At 73.7% G+C, this 13,918-nt stretch carries 17 protein-coding genes; 8 read left to right on the forward strand and 9 right to left on the reverse strand.

What is annotated here, in order from left to right:
• Position 1: 1 nt before the first annotated feature.
• Positions 2-1,033 (reverse strand): aldo/keto reductase, encoded by a 1,032-nt coding sequence (locus ABD419_RS00770; RefSeq protein WP_344480535.1) that lies wholly within the window; start codon positions 1,031-1,033, stop codon positions 2-4.
• 123 nt (positions 1,034-1,156) lie between these two features.
• On the opposite strand from ABD419_RS00770, the gene ABD419_RS00775 reads away from it, so the two are divergent.
• Positions 1,157-2,221 (forward strand): LLM class flavin-dependent oxidoreductase, encoded by a 1,065-nt coding sequence (locus tag ABD419_RS00775; RefSeq protein ID WP_344480538.1) that lies wholly within the window; start codon positions 1,157-1,159, stop codon positions 2,219-2,221.
• A 57-nt stretch (positions 2,222-2,278) separates the two neighbouring features.
• On the opposite strand, the gene ABD419_RS00780 is transcribed toward ABD419_RS00775, so the two are convergent.
• Positions 2,279-2,686, reverse strand: a complete 408-nt coding sequence (locus ABD419_RS00780; protein ID WP_344480541.1) for a hypothetical protein — start codon at positions 2,684-2,686, stop codon at positions 2,279-2,281.
• Positions 2,687-3,100: 414 nt separating this feature from the next.
• On the opposite strand from ABD419_RS00780, the gene ABD419_RS00785 reads away from it, so the two are divergent.
• Entirely contained in the window at positions 3,101-3,685 is a 585-nt protein-coding gene (locus ABD419_RS00785) for a histidine phosphatase family protein (RefSeq protein ID WP_344480543.1), read from the forward strand.
• Between the two features lie 121 nt (positions 3,686-3,806).
• Here the strand turns inward: ABD419_RS00785 and ABD419_RS00790 are convergent, their stop codons facing one another.
• The 3 genes from ABD419_RS00790 to ABD419_RS00800 are packed head-to-tail and all read right to left on the reverse strand — an operon-like array spanning position 3,807 to position 6,777.
• The gene (locus ABD419_RS00790; protein ID WP_344480544.1) at positions 3,807-5,132 is read right to left on the reverse strand and encodes a PEP/pyruvate-binding domain-containing protein; all 1,326 of its coding nucleotides are present in this window, start codon (positions 5,130-5,132) and stop codon (positions 3,807-3,809) included.
• Complete coding sequence (locus tag ABD419_RS00795; protein ID WP_344480546.1) at positions 5,129-5,713, reverse strand: transcriptional regulator; 585 nt, start codon at positions 5,711-5,713, stop codon at positions 5,129-5,131. Before ABD419_RS00795 ends, ABD419_RS00790 begins: the two co-directional genes overlap by 4 nt.
• A complete protein-coding gene (locus tag ABD419_RS00800; protein ID WP_344480548.1) occupies positions 5,710-6,777 on the reverse strand; it encodes a TetR/AcrR family transcriptional regulator in 1,068 nt (355 codons plus the stop codon). The genes ABD419_RS00795 and ABD419_RS00800 overlap by 4 nt, the downstream gene beginning before the upstream one ends.
• 129 nt (positions 6,778-6,906) lie before the next feature.
• On the opposite strand from ABD419_RS00800, the gene ABD419_RS00805 reads away from it, so the two are divergent.
• The 4 genes from ABD419_RS00805 (at position 6,907) to ABD419_RS00820 (ending at position 9,611) form a co-directional block, all read left to right on the forward strand.
• Positions 6,907-7,281: a hypothetical protein gene (locus ABD419_RS00805; RefSeq protein WP_344480551.1), complete on the forward strand. Its 375-nt coding sequence runs from the start codon at positions 6,907-6,909 to the stop codon at positions 7,279-7,281.
• Between the two features lie 292 nt (positions 7,282-7,573).
• The gene (locus tag ABD419_RS00810) at positions 7,574-7,777 is read left to right on the forward strand and encodes a cold-shock protein (protein WP_091051883.1); all 204 of its coding nucleotides are present in this window, start codon (positions 7,574-7,576) and stop codon (positions 7,775-7,777) included.
• Positions 7,778-8,026: 249 nt separating this feature from the next.
• A complete protein-coding gene (locus ABD419_RS00815) occupies positions 8,027-8,437 on the forward strand; it encodes a YciI family protein (RefSeq protein ID WP_344480562.1) in 411 nt (136 codons plus the stop codon).
• Positions 8,438-8,447: 10 nt separating this feature from the next.
• Positions 8,448-9,611 carry an RNA polymerase sigma factor gene (locus ABD419_RS00820; RefSeq protein WP_344480565.1) on the forward strand — a complete coding sequence of 388 codons (1,164 nt, stop codon included), beginning with the start codon at positions 8,448-8,450 and terminating at the stop codon, positions 9,609-9,611.
• A gap of 3 nt (positions 9,612-9,614) precedes the next feature.
• Here the strand turns inward: ABD419_RS00820 and ABD419_RS00825 are convergent, their stop codons facing one another.
• Positions 9,615-10,415: an SDR family oxidoreductase gene (locus ABD419_RS00825; protein ID WP_344480567.1), complete on the reverse strand. Its 801-nt coding sequence runs from the start codon at positions 10,413-10,415 to the stop codon at positions 9,615-9,617.
• A gap of 141 nt (positions 10,416-10,556) precedes the next feature.
• On the opposite strand from ABD419_RS00825, the gene ABD419_RS00830 reads away from it, so the two are divergent.
• Both ABD419_RS00830 and ABD419_RS00835 read left to right on the forward strand, forming a co-directional pair.
• Positions 10,557-11,159, forward strand: coding sequence for a TetR family transcriptional regulator (locus ABD419_RS00830; RefSeq protein WP_344480570.1), 603 nt, complete (start codon positions 10,557-10,559; stop codon positions 11,157-11,159).
• A complete protein-coding gene (locus ABD419_RS00835) occupies positions 11,156-12,334 on the forward strand; it encodes an FAD-dependent monooxygenase (RefSeq protein WP_344480572.1) in 1,179 nt (392 codons plus the stop codon). Before ABD419_RS00830 ends, ABD419_RS00835 begins: the two co-directional genes overlap by 4 nt.
• 83 nt (positions 12,335-12,417) lie before the next feature.
• Here the strand turns inward: ABD419_RS00835 and ABD419_RS00840 are convergent, their stop codons facing one another.
• From ABD419_RS00840 to ABD419_RS00850, 3 genes are read right to left on the reverse strand one after another with little or no spacing between them, the layout of a single operon-like run.
• Positions 12,418-13,083, reverse strand: a complete 666-nt coding sequence (locus ABD419_RS00840) for a dihydrofolate reductase family protein (RefSeq protein ID WP_344480575.1) — start codon at positions 13,081-13,083, stop codon at positions 12,418-12,420.
• Positions 13,083-13,568 carry an SRPBCC family protein gene (locus ABD419_RS00845; protein WP_344480578.1) on the reverse strand — a complete coding sequence of 162 codons (486 nt, stop codon included), beginning with the start codon at positions 13,566-13,568 and terminating at the stop codon, positions 13,083-13,085. Before ABD419_RS00845 ends, ABD419_RS00840 begins: the two co-directional genes overlap by 1 nt.
• Positions 13,558-13,899 (reverse strand): ArsR/SmtB family transcription factor, encoded by a 342-nt coding sequence (locus ABD419_RS00850; protein WP_344480581.1) that lies wholly within the window; start codon positions 13,897-13,899, stop codon positions 13,558-13,560. Before ABD419_RS00850 ends, ABD419_RS00845 begins: the two co-directional genes overlap by 11 nt.
• Positions 13,900-13,918: the final 19 nt, after the last annotated feature.

Below are 13,918 nucleotides of genomic sequence, written 5' to 3' on the forward strand. Positions count from 1 at the left end.
GTCAGATCCCCAGGCCGGTGCCGTGGACGCCGTGCTCGTCGATGAGCTTGAGCTCGTCGTCGGTGAGCGCGGGGAAGTCGAGGGCCCGCACGTTGTGGTCGAGCTGCCAGGTGGAGCTGGCGCCGACGAGCGCGGAGGTGACCTCGGGGCGGCGCAGGACCCACTGGAGGGCGAGCTGCGCGAGGGACTGGCCGCGGCCCTTCGCGAGGTCGTTGAGGGCGGCGGCGCGCTCGCGGTAGGTGGCGTCGATGACGTCGGGCTTGAGGAACGCGCTGTTCTGGGCGCGGGCGCCGGCGGGGATGTCCTGGAGGTACTTGTCGGTCAGGAGGCCCTGCGCGAGCGGGGAGTAGACGACGAGGCCGAAGCCGTCCGCGGCGGCGGTGTCGAGGAGGCCGTTGCGTTCGGGGCTGCGGTCGAAGACCGAGTAGCGCGGCTGGTGGACCAGGAGCGGGACGCCTTGGGCGCGAAGGAGTTCGGCGGCGTCGTGGGCCTGCTCGGGGGTGTAGTTGGAGACGCCGGCGTACAGGGCCTTGCCCTGGCGCACGGCGTCGGCGAGGGCGCCGGTGGTCTCCTCGAGCGGCGTGGAGGGGTCGGGGCGGTGGTGGTAGAAGACGTCGACGTAGTCGGTGCCGAGGTCGCGGAGGCTGTGCTCCAGCGAGTTGAGGAGCGACTTGCGCGACCCTCCCTTGTGGTAGGGGCTGGGGCTGATGGGGTTGCCGGCCTTGGTGGAGAGGACGATCTCGTCGCGGTAGGGGGCGAGGTCCCGGGCGAGGACGCGGCCGAAGACCTGCTGGGCGGCGCGGTGCGGGGGCCCGTAGCGGTCGGCGTTGTCGAAGTGCGTGATCCCGAGGTCGAAGGCGTGCAGGATGATCTCGCGCTGGGTGTCGTACGGGTAGTCGTTGCCGAACTTCTGCCACAGCCCGAGGGAGAGCGCGGGCAGGTCGAGGCCGGAGCGGCCGGCGCGGCGGTAGGCGAGGCGCTCGTAGCGGTCCTCGGCGGCGGCGTGGGTCTGCTCGAAAGCGCCGTAGGTCATGGGGCCAGCCTCTCGGTGGTGGTTCGCGGACCGGGGCCCGCCGATGGGGTGGATGGTAGCCGCATCTAAATCTATACTACATCGATAGGAGAAATAGAATAGATGAGCTGAGCTAGGAGACACATGAGCGCCGAATTCCTCTGGTACATCCCCAACCAGGCCCGGCCCGGGCACCGCGGCGACGACGCCGTCGAGGGCCACAACAGCCTGGACACCCTGACCGGCCATGCGAAGGCCCTGGAGGACCACGGCTGGGGCGGCGCGCTCCTCGGCACCAGCTGGGGCCGGCCCGACACCTTCACCGTCGCCACCGCCCTCGCGGCCCGCACCACGACCTTCAAGCCCCTCATCGCGATCCGCCCCGGCTACTGGCGGCCCGCGAACTTCGCCTCCGCCGCCGCCACCCTCGACCACCTCACCGGCGGCCGCGTCCTGGTCAACATCGTCTCCGGCCAGGACGACCTGGCCGCGTACGGCGACAGCGAGGGCGACCAGGCCCACCGCTACGCCCGCACCAAGGAGTTCATCCAGATCGTGCGGCGCCTCTGGACCGAGGAGCGCGTGACGTTCCAGGGCGAGCACTTCTCCGTGACCGACTCGGCCCTGGAGCTCAAGCCCGTCGCCGACGGCGAGCGGCGGCACCCGCGGCTGTACTTCGGCGGCGCCTCCGAAGCGGCGGAACGGGTCGCGGCCGCCGAGGCCGACGTGCAGCTCTTCTGGGGCGAGCCCCTCGACGGCGTGCGCGAGCGCATCGAGCGGCTCAAGAAGCTCAGCGAGGAGGTCGGCCGCGAGCACGCGCCCCTGGAGTTCGGGCTGCGCATCACCACGTTCGTGCGCGACACGACCGAGCAGGCGTGGGCCGAGGCCGAGGCGAAGGTCGCGACCATGGCCGCCGGGAACCAGGAGTACCTGCGGGACGCCCACCGCCGCACCGCGGTCGGCCAGCAGCGGCTCCTCGACCTCGCCGAGCGCGGCGAGGTTCTCGACGACAACCTCTACACCGCCCCCGGCAAGTTCGGCGGCGGCGGCGCGGGCACCACCTGGCTCGTCGGCTCCCCCGCCGACGTCGCCGCCTCCCTGCGGAAGTACCGCGAGCTCGGCATCACGCACTTCGTCCTCTCCGACACCCCGTACCTGCGGGAGATCGAACGGCAGGGCGACCAGCTGCTGCCGCTCCTGCGGGACTGACGCGGACGCGCACGAGGCCGCCGGGCATTGCGCTTGGCGGCCTTGGCTTCCCGGTCGCTACCGCTCGGGGGCCTGCTTGCGCTCCCGGGCCTCGTGGACCAGGCGGCGCGCGAGTTCCCGGGTGCGGGCGGACTCGTCCACGAAGCCCGCCACGATGTCCTGAGTGCGGTCGCGGGCGGCGCCGGCCGCCTCCTCGTAGGTGCGGACGACCAGGGCGGCCTGCTCCAGCGGCGTCAGCGACGTCGCCGGCGGCAGGAACTCGACGTCGACGAGCGCACCCGCGATGCTCGTCGTCACGGCCACCTCCCCGCCCTCCGAGACGATCCGGACGCTGGTGGCGTCGACCAGGTGCCGCACGGACCGCGCCTCGCCACGGAGCGATGACATGCGCTTCTCGAAGTCCGCCATGAAGGCCGCGAGGTCGAACTCCTCGGCCTGTTCGGGGTGATCGGGGGTCTCGCTCACTTGCTTGCTCTCCTTGTGCTCGCGCGGCCCTTCAGGAACGGTGGCCGCTCCCCCCGCGAGATGGTTGGACAATGCTATTGCGTTGAGGGTTAACAAGAGTGGTAATCCGCATGACGGTTCAGGGGGTCCGTCCCCATTGACGCCCGCGACCTCCGACCGCGACGCCCGGCGTGGCCTGATTCACCCGCGATCCGCCCGTTCCACGCCCATATGCAGTGGCTTTGCGGTGATTCGCCTCCGGAGCACGCCGGCTTGCGGCACGCCGACCGGCGCGCCGGTCGCCGCCGGATCGTCTCTGCCGCAAGCGGAGACGAGCGGCGGCGAGGGGCGCCGCGCGCGCGGCCCGCGGCCCCGATTTAAGATGTTGAGATCATCCGAATTGAGCGGCCATTCGGGGCGCGGAGAGCGGGGCACATGGCGACCAGGCACCTGTACTTGGTGCGGCACGGCGAGGCGGACCCCTTCGGCGAACTCACCGACACCGGGCGGCACCAGGCCGCCCTCCTCGCCGACCGGTTGGCGGCCTTGCCGATCGACGCCGTCCTCCACTCGCCCCTCTCCCGCGCCGCGGCCTCGGCGGCGATCATCGCCGACCGGCTCGGCGTCCCGGCCGAGGAGGCGGCGGAGCTCGTCGACCACGTGCCGCACGTCCCCGACCCGATGCTCCCCGAATGGGCCGGCTTCTTCGACGGCTTCGACCGCGCCGAGGCCGCGGCCGGCGCGCGCCTCGCCGCCGCGCTGACGGAGCGGTTCGCCGGGCCCGCGGCGACCGAGGTGCACGAAGTCCTCGTCACCCACGCGTACCAGGTCGCCTGGATGCTCCGCCACGCCCTGGACGCGCCGCCCGAGCGCTGGCTCGGCCTCAACTCCGGGAACACCGGCCTCACCGCGATCGACTTCCCTTCCGGCGGCGCACCGCGGGTGATCCTCTTCAACGACATGGGCCACCTGCCGGAGGCCCTGCGCTGGACCGGTTTCGCGGGCGGCGCGAAGCCGTGAGCCGGGTTGGGATTCGAACCCACACGGCACGGGTGTTGAAGCCGCCGCGTCTGGCCTGGGCGCAGGACGTCCCGGCCGAAGGGTCGTCGGTCGGCACGGACTCTCACCGAACGCCTGCTGCTCAGCCGGTGAGTGCGGCACGGGCCGCGCGCAACCGCTCCGCCTCGCTGCGAGGGCCGGTGTCTCCGGTGACCTCGTCGGCCCAGCCGAGCAGGCGGTCCAAGTGCGGGCCGGCGGCGTCCTCGACGGCCGGAGCGCGGCCGCGCACGACCACGCCGCTCGTGCCGTCGATCGTCACGAGCTCCCCCGGGACGGGCTCGAAGCCGCCGACGCCCACCACCGCCGGCCGGCCCATCGCCCGCGCGACGACGGCCGCGTGACTGGCCGGTCCGCCCCGCTCGGTGACGATCCCGGCGGCCGCGGCCAGGCCGCTCATGTCGTGGGGCGAGGTCTCGGGCCGCACGAGGATCACCGGCCCGTCCGCAGCCATGCGGACCGCCTCGTCCACAGTGGTCGATATCCGGCCGGTGGCGACGCCGGGGCAGGCGCCGATCCCCCGGGCGAGGATCTCGTGCCCGTCGGCGAGGCGCGGCGTGCGCGCCCGCTGCAAGTGCTGCGGCGAGACCCGCAGCAGCGCTTCGGCTTTCGTGATCGCACCCTCCTCCGCGAGGTCGACCGCGAGCCGGACGGCCGCCGCGCCCGCGAACCGGCCCGGCCGGGCCTGCAGCAGCCACAGCTCGCCGGACTCGAAGGTGAACTCCAGGTAGCACGCGTCGCGGTAATGCCCCTCGATCCGGCGCAGCGCATCGGCCAGGCCCCGCCACACCGCCGGTTCGCGCTCGGCGAGCGCCCGCAGCGGCAGCGTCGCCGTCCGGCCCGAGACCACCGCCTCGCCGCGGTGCCCGAACAGCACGTCGCCGAACGGCTCGGCGCCGCCGGTGTTCGGGTCGCGGCTGAAGGCGACCCCCGTGCCGCTGCGCTCGTCGCGGTCGCCGAAGACCATGGCCTGCACGATGACCGCGGTGCCGAGGTCGTGCGGCACGCCGTGCAGCTCGCGGTAGGTGCGGGCGCGGTCCGAGTTCCACGAGTCGAACACCGAGGCGACGGCGTCCTCCACTGAGGACTCACGGGGGTCCAGGCCCAGGACCGTGTCCATCATCCCGGGCATCGACACGGCCGCGCCCGACCGCACGGCGACCGCGCCGGCGCCGCGCCCGGCTCCCGTCCCCGCGCCGGTCAACCCCGCCACGGCCTCCGCCAGCTCCTCCCGGAGCCCGGCCGGCATCCCGCCGCCCCGCAGGTACTCGCGGCACGCCTCCGCGACCACCACGAACGCGGGCGGCACCGGCAGCCCCGCCCGGTGCAGCGCCACCAGCCCGTGGGCCTTCCCTCCCAGCGCCTCCGGCCCGCCCTCGGTGGCGGCGTCGACCGCGCGGACCCACGTCACCGCGGCATCCCCAGGGTCGCGAGCTGGTCTTCGTGGAGTTCGGCCCAGATCGCGTGGTACGAGCCGGTGTGGTCCGTCAGGTACTCCAGGTCGCCGTTCGCGACCCGGTCGAGCGCCGCCCGCAGCCGGACCGGGTAGCGGCCGAAGCGGGGCAGGGCAGCGGTCAGCGCGGCGCAGACGCCGGCCGCGCGGGCGTCGAGGTCGGCGAAGCGGTCGAGGACGCGGGTGTCGTAGGCGAGGTCGTCGTGGTCGTTGACCGCGACGGCGCCGTCGACGGGCCGCAGCTGCCAGGCGGTGCAGAGGTCGAGGAGCTCGGGGTTGAGGACGAGGAAGCGCTCGTACGCGGCCGCGACCGCGGGCCGGGCGCCCGCGGCGGCGAGTTCGGCGGCGGTCCGTTCGGCGTCGGCGGCGCGGCCCGGGCCGGTCAGGCCCCAGGCGCCGCCCTCGATGCGGGTGACGAGGCCGGCGACGCCGAGGTCGATGAGCTCGGACTCGACGGCGGCCGGGTCGAGCCCGGTGGCGGCGGCGAGGCGCGCGACGCCCGCGTAGCCGCCGCAGCGGAGGGCGTGGAGGACGCTCACCGGACCGTCCGCTCGGACCGAGCGACCGCGTGGGCGGCGCCCACGCCGGTGCCGCGGGTGGTGACGGCGCCGCCGCGCACCCGCAGCGCCGCCTCGGTGTCGTCGGCGACCTCCTCGACGCCGAGGGCGGCGGCCGCCGCCCGGTCGGCGACGGCGACCTGCAGCCGCCGCCAGGCGCTCGCGGGGAACACCGCCCGCAGGCACGAGGTGAGGTCGCTCACTCTGAGCCGCACGAGGTTCCCCGTCTCGGGAAGGTCGGGCACCGCGACCAGGACGGTGACCCGCTCGCCGGGGGCGGCGGACCTGACGGCGTCCTCGGCCGCGGCCAGGCGGCCGATCCCGAGGACGGTGACGAGGCCGTCGGCGGCCGGGTCGACCGGCCCGCCGGAGACGAGGTCGACGAGGCCGCCCGGCGCGGCCAGGGGCTCGCGGACGGCTTCGGCGGGCGCGGCGAACGGCAGGTGGGGCGGCGCCCAGGCGTCGTCCAGGCCCAGGGACGCGAGGTGCCCGCAGGCGCGGGCCCGGTCGAAGGGGTCGCCGAAGCCGGGGGCGAGCTCGGCGACGAGGCCCGCGCCGGAGAGGAAGGTGAGGGCGAGTTCGGCGAGGCGGACCCGGCGGCCAGGCTCGCACGATTCGAGGCCGACGGCGAGGAGCAGGGCCTCCAGGCGGGCGAGCTGCGCGAGGGCGGCCCGGCCGCGGTCGTCGTCCACCACGCCGACCAGGGAGCGGAGCTGGAGGCGGCCGCCCGCGGCGGTGTCCCCGGCGAGCGGGAGCCGCTCCAGCCAGGCGCGGGCGAACCGCCCGAGGGCGTCCTCGGCGGACCGCGGGGCGGCCGGGGCCGGGGCGGCGGGGGCGCGCTCGATCATGGCGACGAGGACCGCCAGGTAGAGGGCCCGCTTGCTCGGGAAGTTGGAGTAGACCGCGCCGCGGGTGAGCTCGGCCCGCTCGGCGATCCGGTCGACCTTCGCCGGGCCGTAGCCGTGCTCGACGAATTCGTCCCGCGCGGCGGCCAGGACCGCCGCGCGGGTCCGGGCCTGCTGCTGGATTCGTGTGAGTCTCGCCATGTTCGCTCCTTCGCTCGCGCCGATTCAGGATACGTGATCATCCCGATGACATGAACATCCGAGTGCTTCCGAGGCAGGTTTCCCGGGTCCCCGGGCGGGGAATCCTGCCGGGTCAAGGAGGAGGAGAACATGGCGAAACAGAAGGATTCGACCGACGAGATCACCGGCCCGGGGGCGGAGGCCGACGCGATCCGGATGTCCGACATCGCGGGGGGCGAAGGCGCGGACATCGGTGAGCTGCATGGAAAAGAGCTGCTCGACGAGGACGTCTGGCAGCCAGAGCCGAGGCGCGGCATCCGTCCGATCGTGGCCGCCGTCGCGGTCGCGGGCATCGCCGCCGTGACGGTGGTCGCGATCAAGCTCGCGTACGACCGGCACCACAAGACCCACGGGTACCGCAGGGCCCTGGAGCAACTCGAAGACGCCCGGGATTCGCTGATGTCGGCGGCCGCGGAACTGCCCGAGCGCGGCCGAGAGGCGCTGCACAGGGTCACGCGCCGCTGAGTTGGTGTAGGGTCGGGCAAGCTTCTCAACGCCGCCGGCAAGTTGGCAGAGCGGCGTTTCTCAACCTTCAACGAATCAGGCGAACCATCTCATCGATCGAACGGTCCGACGTCCAGTCGACACGGATCACTTTGTGGCACGCGGTCTCGCAACCGCGGCCGGTCGCCGCATGCCCCGACACCCCGCACCAGACTTCCGCGCCGGATTCATCGGCGTGGGATTTGGACCGCCTCGGCGGTCCAATGAAGAAGTCGGGCCGTCTTGACGGTCCGACGCACAACAGGAGGAACACATGGCCACTGGCACTGTGAAATGGTTCAACGGCGACAAGGGCTTCGGCTTCATCGCTCCCGACGACGGCTCTGCGGACGTGTTCGCGCACTTCTCCGCCATCCAGGGAACTGGTCGCCGCGACCTTGAAGAAAACCAGCACGTCGAGTTCGACGTCGAGCAGGGCCAGAAGGGCCCGCAGGCCGCGAACATCCGCGTGCTCTAAAGCGAACCGGGACGGCGGGGCCTAGGCGCCGCCGTCCCGACCCCGCACTTCACAAGGCCTGCCGCCGCGCTCGTCGCGGAGGGCGGGCCTTTCCCGTGCCCGGAGGCCGGCGCGCGCAGGACCTGCGGCTCCGGTACGCGGAGAAAAAACTTCTGGAGAATTCCCCCGGGGATGTCGAGAACCGCGTCCGGGCTCCGTCCCAGGGGTGCCGGCGGCGAAGGACGCCGCACGGGACGGAGGATTGCAGTCATGGCCAAGTACCTGTTGCTCAAGCACTACCGCGGTGGACCGGTCCAGCACCCGAACGCGGTCGCCCCGATGGACGACTGGACGCCGGAGGAGATCTCCGAGCACATCGCGTTCATGGGCGCGGTCGCCGACGAGCTGCGCGAGCGCGGCGAGTTCGTCGACGCGCAGGCGCTCGCGTTCGAGGGCGAGTTCGTGCGCTACGGCGGCGAGGGCGCCGCCCCCGTCACCGACGGGCCGTTCGCCGAGACCAAGGACGTCATCGCCGGGTGGATGATCATCGACGTCGACTCCAAGGAGCGCGCCCACGAGGCCGCGGCCCGCCTCTCGTCGGCCCCGGGCAAGGACGGGAGGCCGCTGCACGAGTGGATCGAGGTCCGGCCGTTCCTGTCGCACGCGCCGGTCGTCGAGTAGCCCGGCGCCGATGTTCGACGACCACCTGCTCCGGGACCTGACCCCGCAGGTACTCGGCGTCCTCGTCCGCCGCGGCGCGGACTTCGCGGCGGCCGAGCACCCCGTCCAGGACGCCCTCGTGGAGGCCGTGCGCCGCTGGGACGGCGACGCCCCCGACGACCCCAAGGGCTGGCTGGTGACCGTGGCCTGGCGGCGGTTCCTCGACGCGCGGCGCTCGGCCTCGGCGCGGGCGCTCCGCGAGGTGGCCGTGCGGCGCGAGCGGTCGCCGGGCCCGGCCGGGCAGGCCGACGACACGCTGCTCCTGCTGAGCCGCTGCTGCCACCCCTCGCTCACGCCCGCCTCGGCGGTCGCGCTGACGCTCCGCGCGGTCGGCGGGCTGACGACGGCGCAGATCGCGCGGGCGTTCCTGGTGCCGGAGTCGACGATGGCGCAGCGGATCTCGCGGGCGAAGCGGACCCTCGCCGGGGAGCGCTTCGAGCGGCCCGGCGACGTGCGCGCCGTGCTGCGCGTGCTCTACCTGATGTTCGACCAGGGCTTCGCGGGCGAGCGGCGGCCCGGCGACGCCGACCTGGCCGCGGAGGCGATCCGCCTGGGGCGCCAGCTCGTCGCGTCCGTCCCCGGCGACCCCGAGGCCGCGGGGCTGCTCGCGCTGATGCTCCTGCACCACGCGCGCCGCGAGGCCCGCACCGACGCCGCGGGCGAGCTCGTCCCGCTCGCGCTCCAGGACCGGTCCCGCTGGGACACCGCGATGATCGCCGAGGGGGTGGCGGTGCTCCAGGGCGCGCTCGTGCGCGACCGGTTGGGCGAGTACCAGATCCAGGCGGCCATCGCCGCGCTCCACGACGACGCCGCGTGCGCGGCGGAGACCGACTGGCCGCAGATCCTCGAGTGGTACGACGAGCTCGCGGCGATCAGCCCGGACCACCCCGTGGTGGCCCTGAACCGGGCGGTCGCGGTCGGCCACGTCGACGGCCCGCTCGCCGGGCTGCGCCTGGTCGAGGCCCTCGACCCGACGCTGCCGCGGCGCGACGCCGTGGCCGCGTACCTCCACGAGCGGGCGGGGAACACGGCCGAGGCCGCGCGGCGCTACACGGCCGCGTCCAAGACCGCCGCGAGCGCGGCCGAGCTGCGCCACCTGCTCAGGCAGGCGGCCCGGCTCAACCGGGCGCGCTGAGGCTCAGCGGAAGTCGCCGGCGTGGTCGGCGGCCCACCGCTCGAACGTGCGGGCCGGGCGGCCGGTCACGGCCTCCGCGGTCGGGCCCGGGGCATCGGTCCACGCGGCCTCGAGCAGGTCGAGCACGGGCGCGGGCATGGAGTGCCCGGCGGCCTCGCGCGGCAGCTCCTCGACTTCGATGCCGCGGCCGATCGCCTTGGCGATCAGGGCGACCTGCTCGCGCTGCGTCAGGTGCCCCGGTCCGTCCACAAAGTACTTCCGGCCTTCGTGGCCGGCGCCGAGGAGCGCGGTCGCGACCACGTCGGCGACGTCGCGCTCGTGGACGGGGTTGACGGGCGCGTCGGGGTGGGGCAGGCGCACGACGCCCTCGCTCCTGATCGAGTCGGCCCACCAGAGGGCGTTGCCGGCGAACACGGCGGGACGCACGAACGTCCACGCGAGGCCCGACGCCTCGACGGGCGCCTCGGCCTCGCGGTGCGCCCGGGCGATCCAGTCGTCACCGGACCCCGCGGCGGCCGCGGAGGACAGCAGGACGACGCGCTTGACGCCGCTCGCCTCCGCCGCGGCGACGAAGTGCGCCATGCCCTCGTGGGCGGCGTACAAAAAGACCTGCTCGACGCCGTCCAGGGCGGGGCCGAGGGTCTCGGGGCGGGTGAAGTCGACGAGGGCGGGCAGGGCCCCGCCCGGCAGCTCGACGTCGGCGGGGTTGCGGCTGGCGGCGCGGACGGGGGCGCCGGCGAGGATCAGGTGCGCGATGACGTTACGCGCGATGGTGCCTCGCGCGCCGGTGACCAGGACGGTCATGGTCGGTCTCCTTCCGGGTGGCGGTCGGCGGGCCGCGCGGGGAGGCGCGGCGGGGTGTCGCCGAAGGGCTGATTGGATTATCCCCGCCGACCATCGATAGGCAGTCACTGCCTTCTGGCAGTGACTGCCTATACTGAAGCCATGGACCACGGACTCCAGCACCGCAAGAAGCTCGCCGCGATGCGCCGCATCCAGGATGCGGCCCTCGACCTGTTCGAGGCGCAGGGCTTCGACGCCGTCGCCATCGAGGCGGTCGCCGCGGCGGCCGAGGTCTCCCCTCGGACCGTCTACCGCTACTTCGGCTCCAAGGAGATGCTCGTCATCTGGGACGAGGAGGACGAGCTGCCGCTGAGCCCGCTCGCCGCCGAGTTCGCCGCGGTCGACCCGGTGACCCTGCTCCGCGGGACCTTCCGCGCGGCCTTCGCCCGGATGGACGAGGCGCAGCTCCGGCTGATCCGGCGGCGCGTGGCGCTCGTCTACCGCCACTCCGCGATCGAGGCCGCGTACGTCCTCCACGCCCACCGGAAGTCGCGACTCATCGCGGCCGCCGTCGGGCCCCTCGGCGGCGACCCGTTCCGGACCGAGATCTTCGTGCACGCCTTCGTGGGCGGCGTCATCGGCGCGCTCCGCCTCTGGTGCCACGCCGGCTTCGATTCGCCCCCCTTCGAGTACATCGACCGCGCCCTGGCCCTCCTCGAACAGGGCTTCGACGACACCGACAGCAAGCGAACGGACCCCTCATGACCGCAGTACGGAACGTCCTCATCTCCGGCGCGAGCATCGCCGGCCCCGCGCTCGCGCACTGGCTCGGGCGCCGCGGCATCCGCGCCGTCGTGGTCGAGAAGGCCGCCTCGCGGCGGACCGGCGGGTACGCGATCGACTTGCGCGGCAAGGCGGTCGACGTCGCCGAGCGCATGGGCGTGCTCGACGGCGTGCGCGCCGCGAAGACCGGGATCACCGGTGTCGCGATGGTCGACGCCGACGGCCGCACCCGCGCGAGCTTCGGCGCCGGCCTCGTCTCGGCCGAGGAGCGCTCGCTGGAGATCCTCCGCGGCGACCTCGTCGGCCTGCTCCACGACGCCGCGCCGGACGCCGAGTACCGGTACGGCGACTCGATCGAGTCCATGAAGGACCTCGGCGACGGGGTGTCGGTCCGGTTCGCCTCGGGCGGCGAGGAGTCCTTCGACCTCGTCGTAGGGGCCGACGGGCTCCACTCGAACACGCGGGCCCTGGCGTTCGGGCCGGAGCGGCCCTTCCGCCGGTTCCTGGACTCGTACGTCAGCATCGCGACCGTCCCGAACCGGCTGGAGCTCAACGGGGAGGCGCGCCTGTTCAACACCCCCGGCCGGCTCGCCGCGCTGTACCACACGCCGCGGTCGGAGGGGGCGAAGGCGCTGCTGCTCCACCGGACCCGCATGGAGTCCGAGGTGGACCGGCAAGCGCCTGCGGCGCAGCGGGAGCACCTGCGCGAGGTGTTCGGCGGGATGGGCTGGGAGACCGACCGCATCCTCGCCGACTTCGCCGACGCGCCGGACTTCTACTTCGACTCGGTCACGCAGATCCGCATGGGCGCGTGGTCGAAGGGCCGGGTCGTGCTCCTCGGCGACGCGGGCTACTGCCCGTCGCCGATGTCCGGGCAGGGCACCAGCCTCGCGCTCGTCGGCGCGTACATCCTCGCCGCCGAGCTCGCGGGCCGCGACGAGCCCGGGCCGGCCCTGGCCGCGTACGAGCGCCGGATGCGCCCGTACGCGACCGCGAACCAGGGGATCGCCGATCCCGGTCTGGACTTCCTCGTCCCCAAGAGCGGCTTCGCGATCGGGGCCCGGAACGCGCTCCTGCGCTCGGGTCCGCTGCTGCGGTTCCTCAGCCGGTTCGACTCGCGGCTGTCGCACGCGGCCGAGGCGGTCAGCCTCGACTGAGGCGGGACCGCCGGGCGGCACGGGTCGCGGGGCCCCGCGGCGGGACCTCGCGAGTCCCGTTGCGGGGCCGGACGATCCGGGCGTCAGCGGCGACGCACCGTGTACGTCAGGTGCGTGACCTCCGGCGTGGCCTCGGTGCGCGCCAGGTCGAGTGCGACGGCGGTCTGGTCGACGCCCTTGAAGAGCGGCACGCCGGTGCCGAAGAACACCGGGCGCAGGGAGACCGTGAACTCGTCCACGAGCCCGGCGTTCAGGAACTGGAGGATCGTCTCGGCGCCGCCGCCGATGCGCACGTCGCGGTCGCCCGCGGCCTCGCGGGCCTGCGCCAGCGCGCTCTCGATGCCGTCGTTGACGAAGTGGAAGGTGGTGCCGCCCAGGCGCTTCCACGGCTCGCGGACCTCGTGGGTGACCACGAAGACCGGGGTGTGGAAGGGCGCGTCCTCGGGCCAGCCGCCCTCGCCGCCGTCGAACATGCGCTTGCCGAGGACGGTGGAACCGGTGCGGTCGAAGACGCCGCGCAGGAAGTCGTCGTTCGGGCCGGTCTCCCCGCCCTCGCCGAACTGCAGGTTCTCGCGCATGAAGCGCTGCTTGAGGGCCCAGCCCTGGAGCTCGCCCCACTGCGACATCCACCGCCGCAGCGACGGGTCGTCGTTCCGGCCCTGGTTCATCGCCTCCAGGGCGCCGTCGTCCAGCGGCGCCATGAAGCCGTCGAGGCTCATCGTCACACTGAAGAACACCTTGCCGGCCATCAGTTCTCGCCTTCCTTCTCGGTCATGCCGGTGACGTACTCCGCCAGCCGGCCCAGTGTCTGCCTGCCGCCCTCGATCGCGCCGAAGCGCTGGACGGCGCGGTCGCGGAGCGCCTTGGTGGGGAACAGGGTCCGCATCTCGAGCTCGGTGGTGTCGCCGTTCGCGGTGAAGGTGAGGACCTGCTCGAACGATTCCGGATCGTCCCGGAACGCCCCGTGCACCAGCTCGATCCGCTCCGGCGGCGCGATCACGCGCCACTGGATCCACTCCGGGTAGTCGGTGCCGTCGGGGCCGTGCATGGTGAACTCCCACTCGCCGCCCTCGCGGAACGCGAAGGCGCTCGTGGTGGTGGTGAACCCGGCGGGGCCCCACCAGCGGGAGAGGTGCCGGACCTCGGTGAACGCCTGGAACACCAGGTCCCTCGGGCCGTTGACGACCCGCGAGAGCACGATCTCCCGGTCCGCCGTCTCCTGCTCATTCCCCATCGTGTTCCTCCTTGAGTTCCTGCACGTAGTCGTCGAGGCGGTCGAAGCTGGCCTCCCAGAACGCCGCGAACCCGCCGATCCACTCCTGGACCGGTCGCAGGGCGCGGGCGTTCACGCGGTAGAGGCGCTGCTTACCGTCGCCGCGCACGCGCACCAGCTCGACCTCCCGCAGGACCCGCAGGTGCTTGGACACCCCGGGTTGCGGGAGGTCGAGCTCGCTCGCGAGCTCGGACACGGCCATCTCCCGCCCCCGCAGCAGGTCGAGGATGCGCCGGCGCTGGGGCTCGGCGATCGCGTTGAACGCGTCGGAGGTGGTCGCGGCTCGTGCCATGCACCAATCATATACCCAT

Source organism: Glycomyces endophyticus (assembly GCF_039531525.1).
Lineage (GTDB): Bacteria > Actinomycetota > Actinomycetes > Mycobacteriales > Micromonosporaceae > Glycomyces > Glycomyces endophyticus.